The sequence below is a fragment of the Marinobacter suaedae genome (assembly GCF_030519635.1).
Lineage (GTDB): Bacteria > Pseudomonadota > Gammaproteobacteria > Pseudomonadales > Oleiphilaceae > Marinobacter > Marinobacter suaedae.
In genome coordinates this window covers 876,757-893,618 of the sequence record NZ_JAUMIS010000001.1, presented here as the reverse complement: position 1 = coordinate 893,618, position 16,862 = coordinate 876,757, and the positions used below count along the sequence as shown (strand labels likewise).

Below are 16,862 nucleotides of genomic sequence, written 5' to 3'. Positions count from 1 at the left end.
CGAAAAGAATTTGTTAGACGTACGGTTTATCTAGAGGGCAGGGCAATCCAATGAGTAAAGAGATCTTGCTGGTTGTTGAATCCGTCTCGAACGAAAAAGGTGTCGAGAAGGATGTGATTTTTGAAGCGATCGAGCTCGCGCTCGCCACTGCTGCTAAAAAGCGGTACGAGGACGAGGAAGCGGATATTCGGGTTGCCATTGATCGTCGCACCGGTGAATACGAAACCTTCCGCCGCTGGCTGGTGGTGGACAATGACGCGGTTCCCGCACTGGGCACCGAGCTCACGCTGCAGGAAGCCGAAGAAATTGACACGGCACTGCAGCCGGGTGATATCCACGAGGAAAAAATCGAGTCTGTCGCCTTTGGCCGGATCGGCGCCCAGGCGGCCAAGCAGATTATTTTCCAGAAGGTCCGTGAAGCTGAGCGCACCAAAATTGTCGACAGCTACCGTGACCGTATTGGTGAGCTGGTTTCCGGCACCGTGAAGAAAGTGACGCGGGACAATGTCATTGTCGATCTGGGAGCCAATGCCGAAGCGTTGCTGCCCCGTGAACACCTGATTCCGCGGGAAACGTTCCGCATGGGTGACCGTGTGCGTGCGTTGCTGCTGGAAATCCGCACGGATCACCGTGGCCCTCAGTTGATCCTGAGCCGCACGGCCCCACAGATGCTGATCGAGTTGTTCCGCATCGAAGTGCCTGAAATTGCGGAAGAGTTGATTGAGATTCGTGGCGCGGCCCGTGATCCGGGTTCCCGTGCGAAAATTGCTGTAAAGACGAACGACCGTCGCATAGATCCTGTTGGTGCCTGCGTCGGTATGCGCGGTTCCCGCGTCCAAGCCGTATCTAACGAGCTGGGTGGCGAGCGTGTGGACATCGTTCTGTGGGATGACAATCCGGCACAACTGGTGATCAACGCCATGGCGCCCGCAGAGGTCGCGTCCATCGTGATGGATGAGGATCGCAACACCATGGACGTCGCTGTGGCAGAAGACAATCTGGCACAGGCCATCGGTCGAAACGGCCAGAACGTGCGTCTGGCCACTGATCTGACCGGCTGGACCCTGAACGTCATGACCGAAGAAGAAGCGGGCGAACGTCAGGAGCAGGAATACAGCCGTCTGGTTGAGCACTTCACTTCCAATCTGGATGTGGATGATGAGTTCGCCGGTGTGCTGATCGAAGAAGGCTTCACCTCCATTGAAGAGGTGGCCTATGTGCCCATGGAGGAAATGCTGGCCATCGAGGGCTTCGATGAGGAGACCGTCACGGAACTCCGTCGTCGCGCCAAGGATGTGCTGCTGAACCAGGCACTGGCCAGCGAAGAAGCGCTTGAAGGCGCAGAGCCGGCCGAAGATTTGTTGGAAATGGATGGCATGGACCGTGCCCTGGCGTTCAAGCTGGCGGGCAAGGGTGTGCGCACCATGGAGGATCTGGCAGAACAGTCTGTTGACGACCTGCTTGAGATCGAAGGTATGGATGAAGAGCGTGCCGGGCAGTTGATCATGACCGCACGTGCCCCCTGGTTTGAAGACCAGGCTTAATTCGGGAGGAGGACCAGTATGGCAGAAGTAACGGTTAAACAACTGGCCGATGATATAGGCGCTCCCGTGGATCGTCTGCTGAAGCAGATTGTTGAGGCGGGTCTCAAGGCTCGCGCTGAAACCGATTCTGTGACCAGTGACGAGAAGCAGCAGTTGCTGGCCTACTTGAGAAAAACTCACGGTGAGGCTGAAGCCGAGCCGCGCAAAATTACGCTTAAGCGTAAAACAACGACTACTCTGAAGGCGGGCAAGACCAAGACCGTCAACGTAGAGGTGCGCAAGCGCCGGACGTATATCAAGCGAGCAGAGCTCCAGCCCGAAGCAGAGACGCCGGAAGCACAGGCTCAGGTGCCTGAAGAGGCGGTGGTAGAGCAAGCACCGAAGGCCGCTGCCGAGCAGGTGCAGGAAACCGAAAAGACACAGGCTGAGCCAACGGTTGAAGCCAAGGCAGAGCCTGAAGTAGAGCAAGAACCCGCCCCGACCGAAGAAGCGGAGCAGGTGCCGGAACCCTCAGAGATTCCGATGCCGCCGCCCGAGGATGAGGGCAAGGATCGCAAGCACAGCAAGAAGAAAAAAGAAAAAGGCCGTGAACGCGGGGACGACATGGACGAAGGCAAGCCGAAGAAGAAGTCGGCTGGCCATCGTGGGCCGCGCAGCCGTCCGGTGGAGGAACCTCTGGTCATTTCAGAGGACGAAGAATCTTCCACCCTTCGTAAACCGCTGCGGGCGAAAAAGAAACCCAAAGATAAGCGTCACGGCTTCGAAAAGCCGACCAAGCCTATGGTCAGAGAAGTTGAAATTCCAGAAACAATTACCGTCGGTGACCTTGCCCAGCGCATGGCCGTAAAGGCGGCGGATGTCATCAAGACACTCATGGGAATGGGTGTGATGGCTACCATCAACCAAGCACTGGACCAGGAAACTGCGGTTCTGGTAACTGAGGAGCTGGGCCACAAGGCCAAGCTCGTCAGCGAAGATGCATACGAAGAAGAAGTGCTCAGCGAGCTTGCTGTTGAAGGCAAGGAGACGATTAAACGAGCGCCGGTGGTCAGTGTCATGGGTCACGTTGACCATGGTAAGACCTCGCTGCTTGACTACATTCGTCGCACCAAGGTCGCTTCCGGCGAATCCGGCGGCATTACCCAGCACATCGGTGCTTACCACGTAGAAACCGATCACGGTATGGTTTCTTTCCTGGATACTCCGGGCCACGCGGCGTTCACCGCCATGCGGGCGCGTGGTGCTCAGTGCACCGATATCGTGGTTCTGGTTGTCGCGGCGGATGACGGCGTCATGCCGCAGACCAAGGAAGCGGTGGATCACGCTCGTTCTGCCGGTGTGCCTATCGTTGTTGCCATCAACAAGATGGACAAGGAAGAAGCCGATCCTGACCGCGTGAAGAACGAACTGGCGAGTATGGAAGTCATTCCGGAAGACTGGGGCGGTGACGTTCAGTTCGTTCCGGTGTCTGCGCACACTGGCGCCGGTATTGATGATCTGCTCGAAGCGCTGATCCTTCAGTCAGAAATGCTGGAGCTTGAGGCGTCTCCGGACGCCCCGGCCAAGGGCGTTGTGGTTGAATCCAGTCTTGAGCGTGGCCGTGGTTCCGTTGCCACTGTGCTGGTGCAGAACGGCACCTTGCGCCAGGGTGACATGGTTGTTGCCGGTCCTTACTTCGGTAAAGTCCGGGCGATGACCGACGAAGCTGGAAAGCAGGTTAAAGAAGCCGGACCGGCTATTCCGGTCGAAATCCTGGGCCTGAACGGTACCCCGGACGCCGGCGATGAGTTCCTGGCGGTTGTTGACGAGAAGAAGGCCAAAGAACTGGCCGAATTCCGTCAGTCCCGTGAGCGTGAGCAGCGATTGCAGCGCCAGCAGGCAGCGAAGCTGGAGAACCTGTTCGAGAACATGGGCAAGGATGAGGTCAAGACTCTCAACGTTGTGCTCAAGACCGATGTGCGTGGTTCTCTGGAAGCAATCAGCAAGGCCTTGCAGGATCTGGGCAATGACGAAGTGCAGGTCAAGATCGTGTCTTCCGGCGTGGGCGGTATCGCCGAGACCGATGTGTCCCTGGCAATGGCATCCAGTGCGGTCATTTTCGGCTTCAACGTGCGGGCGGATACTGCGGCCAAGCGTCTGGTAGAGCAGGAAGGCCTGGATTTGCGTTACTACAGCATCATCTACAACCTGATCGATGATGTGAAAGCAGCGCTGACTGGCATGCTGGCGCCGGAATTCCGCGAAGACATCGTTGGTATCGCCGACGTTCGTGACGTGTTCCGTTCGCCGAAGTTTGGCCAGGTGGCTGGCTGTATGGTGACTGAGGGGACCGTCTACCGGAACAAGCCGATCCGTGTACTGCGGGACAACGTGGTTATCTTTGAGGGTGAGCTGGAATCCCTGCGTCGCTTCAAGGATGACGTGCCGGAAGTCCGTAATGGCATGGAGTGTGGTATTGGCGTTAAGGGTTACGATGTGAAAGTCGGTGACCAGATCGAGGTCTTCGATCGCGTCAGGGTAGAGCGTGAGCTCAAATCTTCGGGGGCTTGATGGCACGCGAATTCAGTCGTGTAGATCGCATCGGCGATCAGATGCAGCGGGAGTTGGCCACGCTGATCCAGCGGGAAGTTAAAGATCCGCGGGTAGGCATGGTCACCGTGAATGCCGTAAAGGTCAGCCGTGACCTTGGCTATGCGGATGTCTATATCTCGCTGCTGTCGGCCGAGGAGTTGTCAGAGAACTCCCCGGAAGTGAAGGAATCCATCGCCGTCTTAAACAAGGCGGCCGGGTTCCTGCGGGGTCAGGTTGGCCGCGCCATGAAGTTGCGGGTTGTCCCGCAACTGCGCTTCCATTTTGATACCCTGCAAGGTTACAGCCGACGGCTCGATTCCCTGATCCGCAAAGCGGTCGGCGACGAACCTGCGGTCAAGCGGGATAACAGTGACCCGAAAGATCCGGAGTCGAGCGATTGAGCCGAAGACGCAAAGGTCGTGATGTCAACGGAATTCTGGTGATCGACAAGCCGCAGGGCGTCACCTCCAACGGTATTCTCCAACAGGTCAAGCGTTTGATGGGTGCTGCCAAGGCAGGGCACACAGGCGCTCTCGATCCTCTGGCCACGGGTGTGTTGCCGCTGTGCTTTGGCGAAGCTACCAAGTTTTCGCAGTTGATGCTGGACAGTGACAAGGCCTACATCACCACCGCCCATCTGGGCGTAAGTACGGAAACGGGCGACAGTGAAGGCGCTGTGGTTGAGGAAAAGCCGGTGCCGTCTGGTCTGACGCCAGAAGTCCTTGAGCCGATACTTGATCGTTTTCGGGGCGCTATTGAGCAGGTGCCGTCGATGTATTCCGCTCTCAAGCACAAAGGTCGTCCCCTGTACGAGTATGCCCGGGAGGGTATTGAGATCGAACGGCCCGCGCGACCCGTAACGATTTATGAATTGAGGCTATTGGCTGTTCGCGACAATGAGCTGGATCTGGCGGTGACCTGTACGAAAGGTACGTACATTCGCTCACTCGTCGAGGATATCGGCGAGGCGCTGGGCTGTGGTGCTCACGTTACCGCGCTGCGGAGAACCATGGCATCGGGTTATACCCTGGAAAATGCTCATGAAATCCAGCAGCTTGAGAACCTCCGGGCTGAGGGAGAGAGTCTGGATGGTCTTTTGTTGCCGCCAGATTCGGCGCTGGCCATGTTTCCGGAGGTTCGCTTGCCGGAACCGGCATCAGTGTCGATATTGAACGGACAACCAGTTAGAATACCGGGCTCATCCCTGAGCGGGTATGTGCGCTTGTATGGTGCCGACCGTTTTCTGGGGGTGGCCGAAGCATTGCCGGACGGCGAGGAGTGTGAGTTAGCGCCCCGTCGGCTGGTAAAGAATAGCGGGAAATTTTAACGTCCGCTGAAGTAGCCGGGCTGTAGAGGTGCGCGGTTCGGCTGTATTCGAAAGCACCGCAAACAATGAGGTGAATTATGGCTCTTTCTGCCGAAGAGAAAGCTCAGATCGTAAAGGATTATCAGCAAGGTGATGGCGATACCGGCTCTCCTGAAGTTCAGGTAGCTCTGCTGAGCGCCAACATCAACAAGCTGCAGGATCACTTCAAGGCCAACAAGCAGGATCACCATTCCCGCCGTGGCCTGATTCGCATGGTAAACCAGCGTCGTAAGCTGCTGGACTACCTGAAGCGTAAGAACGCTGACCGTTACCTGGAGCTGATCAAGCGTCTTGGTCTGCGTCGTTAATAGGGTCTTTTTGACCTTCAGGGCGTTGACGGCTTGCGCCGTTGAGCCCGAACAACCGGCGGAATCCTCACGGGTTCTGCCGGTTGTGTATTTCTCTTCAAGAAAGCCGCAGTGAACGTGTCAATCATCGAGGGAGCCCATCTGTCGTAACCGAAAGCCGAAACTGATAGCAGGTTGTTGAAAGCCCGGGTGTTCGCCAAAGAAATCTCCGGGGTTTTGCAACAGCCTGTTAGCTTTCAGACAGAGTGTTTTTTGGATGCCTTGGCACTGAACTGCAATCGACATGACCGATTCCCGCGGGCATCGGTTCAATGAATTGGAAACACATTGCCAGGAGCGATTTGTGAACCTGAATCTAACCCCTACCAAGAAAACGTTTGAACTGGGTGGCAAGACCGTCACTCTGGAAACCGGTCGTATTGCCCGTCAGGCAACCGGCGCCGTTCTGGTCTCCATCGACGATGTGTCCGTACTGGGCACCGTTGTTGGCGCTAAAGAGCCAAAGCCGGGCCAGGGCTTCTTCCCACTGACCGTTAACTACACCGAGAAGACCTACGCCGTGGGCAAAATCCCCGGTGGTTTTTTCAAGCGTGAAGGTCGTCCTTCCGAAAAGGAAACCCTGACCTCTCGCCTAATCGATCGTCCGATCCGTCCTCTGTTCCCGAATGGCTACATGAACGAAGTTCAGGTTGTCCTGACCGTGATGTCTGCCAACAAGACCCAGGATCCGGACATTGCTGCCATGCTGGCTGCCTCCGCGGCTCTGGCTATCTCCGGCATTCCGTTTGACGGCCCGATCGGCGCAGCTCGTGTTGCCTTCACCAACGAGCGTGGCTACTTCCTGAACCCGACCTTCGAGGAACTGGAAACCTCCCTGCTGGACATGGTTGTTGCCGGTACTGACGAAGCGGTTCTTATGGTTGAGTCCGAAGCCAAGGGCCTGACCGAAGACCAGATGCTGGGAGCCGTTCTGTATGGTCACCAGGAAATGCAGACTGCCATTACCGCCATTAAAGAGTTTGCTGCTGAAATCGGCAAGCCGCGCTGGGAGTGGCAGCCAGAGCAGGAAAATACCGAACTGCTGAATGCCATCAAGGGCGAGTTTGCTGGCCAGATCGAAGAAGCCTACACCATCCGTGACAAGATGGAGCGTTATGCGCGTCTGGGCGAGATCAAGACTGCTGCGGTTGAGAAACTGGCCGGGGAAGAAGAAGGCCAGCCGTCCGAAGAGGAAGTGAAGAAGTACTTCGGCAAGATCGAGAAGTCGGTTGTTCGCAACCAGGTTATTGACGGCAAGCCGCGTATCGATGGTCGTGACAACAAGACCGTTCGTCCGATCGAGATCGAAGTTGGCGTCCTGCCGAGCACTCACGGTTCTGCCCTGTTTACCCGCGGTGAGACCCAGGCCATCGTAACTGCGACTCTGGGTACTGCCCGTGATATGCAGATCATCGATGCGCTGGAAGGCGAGCGTAAGGATCCGTTCCTGTTCCACTACAACTTCCCTCCGTACTCCGTTGGTGAAGCCGGTCGTATGGGCAGCCCGGGCCGTCGTGAGATCGGTCACGGTCGTCTGGCCAAGCGTGGTGTTGCGGCCGTTATGCCGACCATCGACGAGTTCCCGTACACCATCCGTGCGGTATCCGAGATCACCGAATCCAACGGTTCCAGCTCCATGGCTTCCGTATGTGGCTCCAGCCTGGCACTGATGGACGCGGGTGTACCGCTGAAGGCGCCGGTTGCCGGTATCGCCATGGGTCTGGTCAAGGAAGGCGATAAGTTCGCGGTTCTGACCGATATCCTGGGTGACGAAGATCACCTGGGCGACATGGACTTCAAAGTAGCCGGTACCAAAGATGGTGTGACCGCACTGCAGATGGATATCAAGATCAACGGTATCACCGACGAGATCATGGAAATCGCTCTGGAGCAGGCTCACGAAGCGCGTCTGCACATCCTGGGAGAGATGAACAAGGTTATTGCCGAGTCCCGTCCGGAACTGTCTGACCGTGCACCGAGCATTACCGCTATCAAGATCAACCCGGACAAGATCCGCGACGTGATCGGCAAGGGTGGGGCCACCATCCGTGCTATCTGTGAAGAGACCGGTGCTTCCATCGATCTGGACGATGACGGAAATGTGAAAATCTACGCCGACGACCAGGCTTCTGCCCAGGCCGCGGTCAAGCGGGTTACTGAAATCACCGCTGAAATCGAAGTGGGTGCCATCTACAGTGGTCGCGTTGAGCGCATTGTGGACTTCGGTGCCTTCGTTAACATCCTGCCTGGCAAGGATGGTCTGGTGCACATTTCCCAGATCTCTGACCGTCGCATCGAGAACGTGACTGACGAGCTGAGCGAAGGCCAGGAAGTTCTGGTTAAGGTGCTGGATGTGGACAACCGCGGTCGCGTCAAGCTGTCCATGAAAGAAGTGAAGGAAGGCGAGCAGCCGACCGACTTCTCCGCCTGATAGCTGGCGGCTGAAGGAAAAACCCGCACTCCTCAGGGAGATGCGGGTTTTTTTATGGCTCCTGAGCGGCGGATACCTGGGTTTGCTCGGCGCCGGCCTCGTCGAAAAAGCTCAGCGCGGTGATCCGATGTTCAGGAAGAATGAACGTCGCAGCGTGCGGGGTGTCGGTAGCGATCAGTCGTTTGGGCTGGGCTGCTGCTTCGAAAAGCGCCTTGCCATGATGGAACGGGATCACCTCATCCCGAAGGCTGTGAATCACCAGCAGGGGAACCGGGCTGATATCCCTGACTCGGTCCACGCCTTCGTAATCGTCCGGAATGGTCCAGCTCAGGGGAATTTGAAGTGGCCAGGTCAGCCAGAAGCTGCTGAGTTTTTCCCTTGCGATACCGCGAAACCCGGAAAATGCGCCGTCGATGATCACCCCGTCGATGCCCGGCTCTTTGCCTCGCTTGATCCATTCACTCGCCAGTGCGACCCCCAGCGCTCCGCCAAGGCTCTGGCCCAGCAGGAAAAGAGGTCCTGTGCGGACTTCGTCCCGTGTGTTCAGCCAGTTCAGGCCGGTTTCTGCGTCGTGCAGGGCGCCTTCAATGTCTGGTGCACCCGTTGACTTACCATAGCCCCGATAATCCAGGGCAAAGACGTTATAGCCCTGCTCCGGCAACCAGGACACGTTCAGGATGTGGCTGCTGATATTCTGGGCATTGCCATGGAGAAAATACACAGTGCCTTTGGGAGGTGCCTCAGAGGGTTCTGCGGGTAGCCACCAGCCATGCAGGGTTTCCCTGTCACGGGTGTCCAGATAAACGTCCTCGTAGGTCAGGTTAAGGCGTCCCGGTGTGACGTAGGTGATGTCGTCGGGGTAGAAAAATGCACTACTGCAACCCGTCATCAGTCCCAGGCCGGCCAGAACCACGGCAAGCCAGGTTTTCAGGGTTGCCTCCCGAACCATCAGAAGTATGCGTGAACGCCGGCTTGCCATATGCTCTGGTACCTGTCGTAGTGGTCTTCCCGGGTCAATTCGGTGTACAGGCTCAGACCCCTTTGGAAATGCCAGCCGGCCCTGGCGTAGGCCTGATCCTGGCGATGCTGGTCACTGACAATCCACGCCTTTGTCTTCAGGCCCGCGAGCAGGCTCAGGCGAGGCGCCTGGTACAGCAGGCCCACGTCAACCCCGGGTGCGACGTCATAACCACGGCGAAGGTCGTCGTCCACCTCAAGGTCGGCGGTGGCCAGAGCAAAAGCTTGCAGATGGTCCTCAAGTTTCCAGCTTCCACCGGCCCCACCATCCAGGTAGGCAGTAAATACTCGCTTACTGCCGGTGTCAGTACGGCGCCCACCGAACCCAACCTGCCAGGAAAGCGGTTCGAAAAACGCATCCCTGGGGCTGAGGGATCGGATTTCGACGCCGATTAATTCCTCAACCTGCCATTCATCATTATCAGTGTAGTAGCGGGTATCCAATCCTAGAAACTGGAGTTGCGCACCTTCCCGATAACCTGCCGGAGGGTCAAGGAGGTCGTGATAGGCAGGGCGCAGGCTAAGGCGGATAAACTCGCGATGGTCGATCTGTCCAGCGCCCAGGCTGGCGCGAAAGGTGTTGTGGCCCTCGTCATCCCTTACAGCAGGCTGGGGCGGCGAGGGTAATGCCACTGCGTCATCCACCTTGCTGCGCTCTTTCAGGAGTTGGTGGGACAGGGGCGCCGCATAGTCCCGGGGCCAGTCTTCCGCTTCGCTCTGGTAGCGCACGTAATCGTAGGTGGCATCCAGGAGTCGGGCCCGTTCTTCATCAGACAGTCCCGCAAGCTCTTCGGATTCCGCGCTGATGTCGCCAGTGGCAATGGCAGCGGCCAGGTCCTGATGTGCCTCGGGCAGTATGTTCAGACTGTAAGCCACTTCGGTAGCGGCCGAGGGGCGGTAGTGAATATCGCGGACCAGATCCTTGTCCAGCACCCATCGCACGGTATCGGATGGAATCGCGTGTGTGGATACTTCGCCCAACAACCGGGTGCCCGGCCGCGCTACATCGATAAGGGCTAACAAACGATAAGCACAGTTCTCATCGAAGAAGTAGTAATCGAAGTTGCGATCCTGAATTTCCCAGGCGTGTGCCAGCAACTGATCCACCTCAGTTTCCGACAGATTGAGCCGATATTCCCACAAGTCTCGATGTTCGATATCGGAATACAGGCGAATCTTCTCGTAGTAGGGCTGAACGCTGGTAATCCCCGGATACCCGCCAAAGATGCCCTTGTAGGCAAACAGGAGTTCACTGTCGTGGGCGGCGGCATCGGCCGCATAGGAGATGGTGCTTGCCAGCAACAGATTGGTGGTGGCGTCCGTGCTTGGGGGATCGAGGCGCAGGAAGGTGTGGCCGAACATGGACGAGGGGCTGTTCAGGTAGGAGGCCGCAAATACCAGTGTCACACTCGCGGTATTGAGTTCGTTAGCCCATTCCCGATAGGCCGGGCAGGTAACCCGAGGCAAGGAGAGATCGAGCGTGTCTGCCAGCCAGGTGGTGCGGGCCGGGAACCGGCATTGGGCATGACCATCGCCATTACCGGGTTGCTGGATGGCGTCCAGTGTGGCAGTTAACTCTGATTCCGGGGAGTGTTTCCCCTGTTCGCTCAGAAAAAAGGCCGGATCGTCCGCCTGGCTCGTATAGCCGCCGCCAAATTTGTCGGGGTGGTAGTGACCCAGCGTCAGCCACGCAGGGTCCAGATACAGCTTGTTGCTATCAGCAAGTGTCGATTGGGCCTGTGCAAGCGGGAACTGAGCCAGCCAGCACACTACAAGCCCCAGGCGGAACAGATTGCCCATGGGTTTTAATACTTCCGGATTTTAGCGTGATGGAATACAGAAAGGCTTTGCCATCCGTGGCGCTCGGGCATTCCTTAGATCATCGACATTAAGCCGAGACGTACTTGCTCAGGGTCTTGTCCTTTTCCAGTACGGCAACGATGGCGTCAACCGCTTCACCGGACGTGGTGTCTGAGTTGGGGAAGATGGTGGCGAAGTTATCCTGCAGCACCTTGCGGAAGGCGTCTCGATCGGCCGGATCTACACCAAGCAGGACCGCCATTGTGTCGAGATTTTCACCACTGCCGCGGGACATGTCGCGGGCGACCTTGTCGATGTTGTTGTCCATGAACAACGCCATGGATTGTACAGACTGATCGGTGTCGCAACCCAGCGTGCCGGTGGTCATACCCAGCGTCTGGTTACCGAAAGTGCCGTTGGTGGTCGCCGCTAGAATGTGCGGGGCCGCCCCGGACTGGCCCTTCCAGATCATGGCGCCAACGCCACAGCCCGGCTGAGCAAATGCGAGAGACGAAGCACCCAGAAGAACTGCACCTGCAATCAGTTTTTTCATTATCCACTCCTTTGTGTGGTTGCGCGGTCAACGCATGGAGGCCCGGAATCGGGCGCTGCATTGCGGAAACGGCCCTGACTGGTTTGTGCGGAGACAGGATTACCGTTCGTCTGAGTATAGTTCAAAACCCGAAAGTGCAAGCGGAAAGCGGTGTGAGTAATTGATTTCTCCTGAAAAAATCGGGGAGGGGAGTTTGTGTCGTGTTTAAAAACACAAAAGCCGGCGCATGGAACCATGCGCCGGCTTCAGGATACTGATGATTCATTCATCAGCCGCCGAGATAGGCATTTTGCACTTCCGGGTTGGCCAAAAGGTTCTTGCCGGTGTCGTGCAGGCGGATCTTGCCGGTTTCGAGCACATAGCCACGGTCCGCCAGGTTGAGCGCCTGGTGAGCGTTCTGTTCGACCAGGAAGACGGTGATCCCCTCGTCGCGCAGGTGGCCGATGATCTCGAAAATCTGCTTGATCACGATCGGGGCAAGGCCCAGCGAGGGCTCGTCCAGGATGATCATGCGCGGCTTGCTCATCAGGGCGCGGCCGATGGCCAGCATCTGTTGCTCACCGCCGGACATGGTGCCTGCGCGCTGGCTCTCCCGTTCCTTCAGGCGCGGGAACAGTTCGTACACATGATCCTGGCTCTTGCGAATCTCCGCCTTGGTGTTGAAGAAGCCCCCCATGTGAAGGTTTTCTTCCACCGTCAGGCCCGAGAAGATGCGGCGGCCTTCAGGCACGATGGCAATGCCGGAACGCATGATCTGCGAGGTGGGCTCATGGGTAATATCCCGGCCTTCCAGGATCACCCGGCCGGATGTGGCCTGGGGGGTGCCGCAAACCGTCATCAGCAGGGTGGTCTTACCGGCGCCGTTGGCACCAATCAGGGAGACAATCTCACCTTTGTTGACCTCAACCGAGACGCCATGCAGCGCCTCGATCTTACCGTAGTGGGTATGGACATTTTCTAGTACTAGCATTGGATTTCCTCAGGCCTCACCCAGGTAAGCTTTGATCACGTCGTCGTTCTGGCGGATCTCGTCCGGAGTTCCGCTGGCAAGAGGACGACCCTGGTTGATTACGTTGATGCGGTCGGAAATATCCATGACCAGACTCATATCGTGCTCAATCAACAGCACGGAAACGCAGTAATCTTCTTTCAAGCTTACAATCAGCTGGTTGAGATCCTTGGTTTCCGCCGGATTGAGACCTGCTGCCGGCTCGTCGAGCATCAGCAGGTTGGGCTCGGTCACCATGCAGCGGGCGATTTCCAGCCGGCGCTGCTGGCCATACGCGAGGTTGCCGGCTTCCCGGTTAGCGAGTTCCAGAAGGCCTACGCGGTCCAGCCAGTAAGCAGCACGGTCCAGGGCCTTTTGCTCCCGGTCCCGGTAGCCCGGCGTTTTCAGCAGGCCGGCAATCAGGTTGGTATTCAGGTGCCGGTGCTGGGCAACCAGCAGGTTCTCCACTACCGTCATCTGGTTGAACAGGCGCACGTGCTGGAAGGTTCGCACCATGCCCAACCGTGAAATCTGGTAATCCGGCTTTCCTTGCACTTCCTCGCCCTGGAAGCTGATGGTGCCTCCGGTGGGCTTGTAGAAACCGCTGATGCAGTTAAATACCGTGGTTTTACCGGCCCCGTTGGGGCCGATGACGGAAACAATTTCCCGTTCTTTTACGTCCAGAGACACTTGATCTACAGCCAGCAGGCCGCCAAAGCGCATGGACAGATTCTTTACGTCTAGCATCGTCCGTTAATCCTGCTTGTTGAGTTCAATGTGAATGCGGCGCATGGGCATGAGTCCCTGCGGACGCCAAACCATCATCAGTACCATGGCGGCACCGAACACCAGCATGCGGTATTCGGAGAATTCACGGGCCAGTTCAGGGAGGATGGTCACGGCAATTGCGGCCAGTACCACACCGATCTGTGAACCCATGCCGCCCAGTACCACGATCGCCAGGATGATGGCGGACTCGAGGAATACGAACGATTCCGGGCTGATAAAGCCTTGCTTGGAGGCGAACACGGTACCGGCGAAACCGGCAAAGAAAGCGCCGATGGTGAACGCGGACAGCTTGACAGCGGTGCGGCTCAGGCCCAGAGAGCGGGCAGCGATTTCGTCTTCCCGAAGGGCTTCCCAGGCACGGCCCACGGGCATGCGCATGAAGCGGCGGATGACGAGAGCCGTGAAGACCGCCAGCACCAGGGCAATCAGGTACAGAAAGATTACTTTGTGCTCGCCACTGTAGGCAATACCGAAGGTCTCGTGGAAGGAGGTGTTGCCCTCTTCCTTCACTCGGCGACCGAACTCCATGCCGAACAGTGTGGGATCCGGAATGCCGCCAATACCGTTCGGGCCGCCAGTCAGGCTGGTCCAGTTGTTCAGCAGGATCCGGATGATTTCACCAAAACCCAGGGTCACGATCGCCAGATAATCCCCGCGGAGTCGCAGGACCGGGAATCCGAGCACCAGCCCGAACAGCGCGGCCAGCAGGGCACCCAGGGGCAGCGACACCCAGAAGGAAATGCCGGTGTACTGGGACAGCAATGCGAAGGTATAGGCGCCCACTGCGTAGAAGGCCACGTACCCAAGGTCCAGCAGGCCGGCGAGGCCCACAACCACGTTCAGGCCCAGGGCCAGCATCACATAGATGAGTACCAGGGTAGCCAGGTCAACGGCGCCTCGTGAGACAAAGAACGGCCAGAACAGGGCAAGAACCACGATGCCGGTCAGCACCCAGGACTCGATCTTGGCGCGCTTGTTCTCCGCCATCGGCTCCTTTTGAGTGCCGGAACTCAGGCCGGACATTACGCCCTGGAGGCTCCCCATGATGTTGTCGCGGAACAGCTGGAACAGGAATACCACGACGGCGGCCAGAAACACGCTGACAATGGTAAAGGTGTCGGCGCCGGTCAGGGTTACGTTAATGCCCTGGGCTTCGAGGTTCAGACCAAGAATGGGATAGGCAATGATCAGCGTGATCACCGCGCAAAACAGCGCGTGTTTGAAATTTTGAGCAGGCATCAGATTTTCTCAACCTCCGGTTTGCCAAGCAGGCCGGTGGGCTTGAACAGCAAAATCAGGATCAGCAGGCCAAAGGAGACCACGTCCTTGTACTCGCCACTGAGGTAGCCGGAGGTCATGCTCTCGGCAACACCCAGAATCAGACCGCCGAGCATGGCGCCAGGAATACTGCCGATGCCGCCCAGCACCGCTGCAGTGAAGGCTTTAAGGCCGGCAATAAAACCGAACAGCGGGTCGATAGAGCCGTAGTACATGCCCAGCAGGAGACCCGCGACCGCTGCCAGCGCCGCACCAATAACGAAGGTGGCGGAAATGATGCGGTTGGTATCAATGCCCAGCAGGTTGGCCATGCCCAGATCCTGGGAGACGGCGCGACAGGCCCGACCAATGCGGGAGCGGGAAATGAACAGAGACAACGCGGTCATACAGATCAGCGTGGTGATGAAGATCGTAATCTGCATGTAGGACAGAGACATCTGGAAAGAGCCTTCGGAACCGAAGGTGAAACCGCCCTGAATCAGCGATGGGAAGCCGATGTTCCGGGAACCCTGTGCCAGGTGTACGTAGTTCTGCAGGAAGATCGACATACCGATGGCCGAGATCAGTGGTATGAGTCGGTGCCGGCCACGCACAGGGCGATAGGCGACCCGTTCAACGGCCCAGCCCATGGAACTCGATACAATCATTGCGCACACCAGCGCAACAATCAGTATCAGGGGTAGCCAGGCGATACCCAGTGTCGCCAGCCCGGTGATCGCGATCAGCGCGGTGTAGGCGCCGATCATGTAGATCTCACCGTGGGCGAAGTTAATCATTCCGATGATTCCGTAAACCATCGTGTAGCCGATGGCAATCAGGGCGTAGGTGCTTCCGATCGTTAGCCCATTTATAAGTTGTTGAAAGAAATACAAGAGGTCTTGCATGGTTTTTGGAACTCTCTGAATGCCCGCTCTCTGCTAAATTTCGCCCCCGGTACGGAACATCCGGCCGGGGGCGGAAAAAAGCTTGATAGCCAAGAAAAACACCTTCTCCCGGGGCATGGCGAGAAGGTGCTCTTTGGATTACCGTTAGTTAACGGTTCCGGCTTAGTTTACCGGAGTTTTGCTGCCGTCTGAATGCCATTCGTAAACAACAAACTCAAAAGACTGCAGGTCACCGGCTTCGTCGTACTGAACGGTACCGATCGGCGTTTCGAAGCTGCCGCTGCGCAGAGCCTGGGCCACTTCAAACGGATCGGTGGACTCAGCCTGCTTGATGCCGTCGACGACCAGCTGGACTGCTGCGTACGAGGTCAGTACGAACGGGCCGGACGGATCTTCACCCTTGTCCTGGAACGCCTTCACCAGCGCCTGGTTCTCAGCCTTCTTGTCGAAGCTCGGTGGCAGGGTCACCAGCAGGCCTTCAGCGGCTTCGCCGGCAATGGTGTTGATGTCCTTGTTACCGACACCTTCAGGACCCATGAAGCGGGCGTCGAGGCCAGCCTGACCGGCCTGGCGCAGAATCAGGCCAAGCTCCGGGTGGTAACCGCCGTAGTAAACGAAGTCCACGTCGGCCTGCTTCATCTTGGTGACCAGGGAGGAGAAGTCCTTGTCGCCGGCAGTGATGCCTTCGAACATGGCGATCTCGACGCCTTTGGCTTCCAGCGTGTCGCGAACGGCGGTCGCAATACCTTCACCATACTGCTGCTTGTCGTGAACGATGGCAACGCGCTCAGGGTTCAGGCTGGCCAGGTAGTTGGCGGCAACCGGGCCCTGCATGCTGTCCAGGCCGATGGTGCGGAACACCAGCTCATAGCCGCGCTCGGTGATGTCCGGGCTGGTGGAAGCCGGGGTAACCATCAGGATGCCTTCGTCTTCGTAGATGTCAGACGCGGGCTGGGTGGAGCTTGAGCACAGGTGGCCGACAACGAACTGAACGCCATCATTCACCATGCTGTTGGCCACGGTTACGGCCTGCTTCGGGTCGCACACGTCGTCGTATTCAACGGCAACCAGCTGCTCGCCCATCACGCCGCCGTTGGCGTTGATTTGCTCGATCGCCATGCGGGCACCGGAGAACTGCATGTCACCATACTGGGCAACCGGACCGGTCATCGGGCCGGCGATACCGATCTGGATTTCTGCAGCGGCGTTGCCCGCGGCCATCAGGGCAACGGAAGTGCTTACAGCAGTCACTAGCTTTTTAACTGACGTTTTCATTGGATCCTTCCTGTTTCTT

General features: G+C 57.6%; 14 protein-coding genes. 6 read left to right on the top strand and 8 right to left on the bottom strand.

The features are described from left to right. Positions 1-50: 50 nt before the first annotated feature. From nusA to pnp, 6 genes are all read left to right on the top strand, one after another. Complete coding sequence (nusA, locus tag QVZ43_RS04105) at positions 51-1,544, top strand: transcription termination factor NusA (RefSeq protein WP_302908974.1); 1,494 nt, start codon at positions 51-53, stop codon at positions 1,542-1,544. Between the two features lie 18 nt (positions 1,545-1,562). Continuing rightward, positions 1,563-4,094 carry a translation initiation factor IF-2 gene (gene infB, locus QVZ43_RS04100; protein WP_302908973.1) on the top strand — a complete coding sequence of 844 codons (2,532 nt, stop codon included), beginning with the start codon at positions 1,563-1,565 and terminating at the stop codon, positions 4,092-4,094. Beyond that, positions 4,094-4,516, top strand: a complete 423-nt coding sequence (gene rbfA / locus QVZ43_RS04095) for a 30S ribosome-binding factor RbfA (protein ID WP_223794531.1) — start codon at positions 4,094-4,096, stop codon at positions 4,514-4,516. The genes infB and rbfA overlap by 1 nt, the downstream gene beginning before the upstream one ends. Further along, positions 4,513-5,442, top strand: a complete 930-nt coding sequence (gene truB, locus QVZ43_RS04090) for a tRNA pseudouridine(55) synthase TruB (protein WP_223794530.1) — start codon at positions 4,513-4,515, stop codon at positions 5,440-5,442. The genes rbfA and truB overlap by 4 nt, the downstream gene beginning before the upstream one ends. 77 nt (positions 5,443-5,519) lie before the next feature. Beyond that, positions 5,520-5,789, top strand: a complete 270-nt coding sequence (gene rpsO, locus QVZ43_RS04085; protein WP_223794529.1) for a 30S ribosomal protein S15 — start codon at positions 5,520-5,522, stop codon at positions 5,787-5,789. A gap of 349 nt (positions 5,790-6,138) precedes the next feature. Next, positions 6,139-8,259, top strand: coding sequence for a polyribonucleotide nucleotidyltransferase (gene pnp / locus QVZ43_RS04080; RefSeq protein WP_302909642.1), 2,121 nt, complete (start codon positions 6,139-6,141; stop codon positions 8,257-8,259). Between the two features lie 52 nt (positions 8,260-8,311). Here pnp and QVZ43_RS04075 read toward each other — a convergent pair whose 3' ends face one another. The 8 genes from QVZ43_RS04075 to QVZ43_RS04040 all read right to left on the bottom strand — a co-directional run bounded on the left by QVZ43_RS04075 (position 8,312) and on the right by QVZ43_RS04040 (position 16,843). After that, positions 8,312-9,238, bottom strand: a complete 927-nt coding sequence (locus QVZ43_RS04075; RefSeq protein ID WP_302908972.1) for an alpha/beta hydrolase — start codon at positions 9,236-9,238, stop codon at positions 8,312-8,314. After that, the gene (locus tag QVZ43_RS04070; RefSeq protein ID WP_302908971.1) at positions 9,208-11,076 is read right to left on the bottom strand and encodes an Lnb N-terminal periplasmic domain-containing protein; all 1,869 of its coding nucleotides are present in this window, start codon (positions 11,074-11,076) and stop codon (positions 9,208-9,210) included. The genes QVZ43_RS04075 and QVZ43_RS04070 overlap by 31 nt, the downstream gene beginning before the upstream one ends. Positions 11,077-11,164: 88 nt before the next feature. Then, the gene (locus QVZ43_RS04065) at positions 11,165-11,629 is read right to left on the bottom strand and encodes a DUF3015 domain-containing protein (protein ID WP_223794526.1); all 465 of its coding nucleotides are present in this window, start codon (positions 11,627-11,629) and stop codon (positions 11,165-11,167) included. A gap of 268 nt (positions 11,630-11,897) precedes the next feature. Beyond that, positions 11,898-12,599, bottom strand: a complete 702-nt coding sequence (locus tag QVZ43_RS04060) for an ABC transporter ATP-binding protein (protein ID WP_223794525.1) — start codon at positions 12,597-12,599, stop codon at positions 11,898-11,900. A gap of 9 nt (positions 12,600-12,608) precedes the next feature. Further along, positions 12,609-13,364, bottom strand: a complete 756-nt coding sequence (livG, locus tag QVZ43_RS04055) for a high-affinity branched-chain amino acid ABC transporter ATP-binding protein LivG (RefSeq protein ID WP_223794524.1) — start codon at positions 13,362-13,364, stop codon at positions 12,609-12,611. A 6-nt stretch (positions 13,365-13,370) separates the two neighbouring features. Continuing rightward, positions 13,371-14,645, bottom strand: coding sequence for a high-affinity branched-chain amino acid ABC transporter permease LivM (locus tag QVZ43_RS04050; RefSeq protein ID WP_302908970.1), 1,275 nt, complete (start codon positions 14,643-14,645; stop codon positions 13,371-13,373). After that, entirely contained in the window at positions 14,645-15,568 is a 924-nt protein-coding gene (gene livH / locus QVZ43_RS04045; RefSeq protein ID WP_302908969.1) for a high-affinity branched-chain amino acid ABC transporter permease LivH, read from the bottom strand. Before livH ends, QVZ43_RS04050 begins: the two co-directional genes overlap by 1 nt. Positions 15,569-15,730: 162 nt before the next feature. Continuing rightward, positions 15,731-16,843 carry a branched-chain amino acid ABC transporter substrate-binding protein gene (locus QVZ43_RS04040; RefSeq protein ID WP_302908968.1) on the bottom strand — a complete coding sequence of 371 codons (1,113 nt, stop codon included), beginning with the start codon at positions 16,841-16,843 and terminating at the stop codon, positions 15,731-15,733. Positions 16,844-16,862 lie beyond the last annotated feature (19 nt).

Bases quoted from the DNA above. Each gene is read 5' to 3' on its own strand.
- infB (WP_302908973.1), top strand. From the start codon at position 1,563: ATGGCAGAAGTAACGGTTAAACAACTGGCCGATGATATAGGCGCTCCC.
- rbfA (WP_223794531.1), top strand. From the start codon at position 4,094: ATGGCACGCGAATTCAGTCGTGTAGATCGCATCGGCGATCAGATGCAG.
- QVZ43_RS04040 (WP_302908968.1), bottom strand. From the start codon at position 16,843: ATGAAAACGTCAGTTAAAAAGCTAGTGACTGCTGTAAGCACTTCCGTT.
- livH (WP_302908969.1), bottom strand. From the start codon at position 15,568: ATGCAAGACCTCTTGTATTTCTTTCAACAACTTATAAATGGGCTAACG.
- QVZ43_RS04070 (WP_302908971.1), bottom strand. From the start codon at position 11,076: ATGGGCAATCTGTTCCGCCTGGGGCTTGTAGTGTGCTGGCTGGCTCAG.
- QVZ43_RS04065 (WP_223794526.1), bottom strand. From the start codon at position 11,629: ATGAAAAAACTGATTGCAGGTGCAGTTCTTCTGGGTGCTTCGTCTCTC.
- nusA (WP_302908974.1), top strand. From the start codon at position 51: ATGAGTAAAGAGATCTTGCTGGTTGTTGAATCCGTCTCGAACGAAAAA.
- QVZ43_RS04060 (WP_223794525.1), bottom strand. From the start codon at position 12,599: ATGCTAGTACTAGAAAATGTCCATACCCACTACGGTAAGATCGAGGCG.
- QVZ43_RS04075 (WP_302908972.1), bottom strand. From the start codon at position 9,238: ATGGCAAGCCGGCGTTCACGCATACTTCTGATGGTTCGGGAGGCAACC.
- livG (WP_223794524.1), bottom strand. From the start codon at position 13,364: ATGCTAGACGTAAAGAATCTGTCCATGCGCTTTGGCGGCCTGCTGGCT.
- rpsO (WP_223794529.1), top strand. From the start codon at position 5,520: ATGGCTCTTTCTGCCGAAGAGAAAGCTCAGATCGTAAAGGATTATCAG.
- QVZ43_RS04050 (WP_302908970.1), bottom strand. From the start codon at position 14,645: ATGCCTGCTCAAAATTTCAAACACGCGCTGTTTTGCGCGGTGATCACG.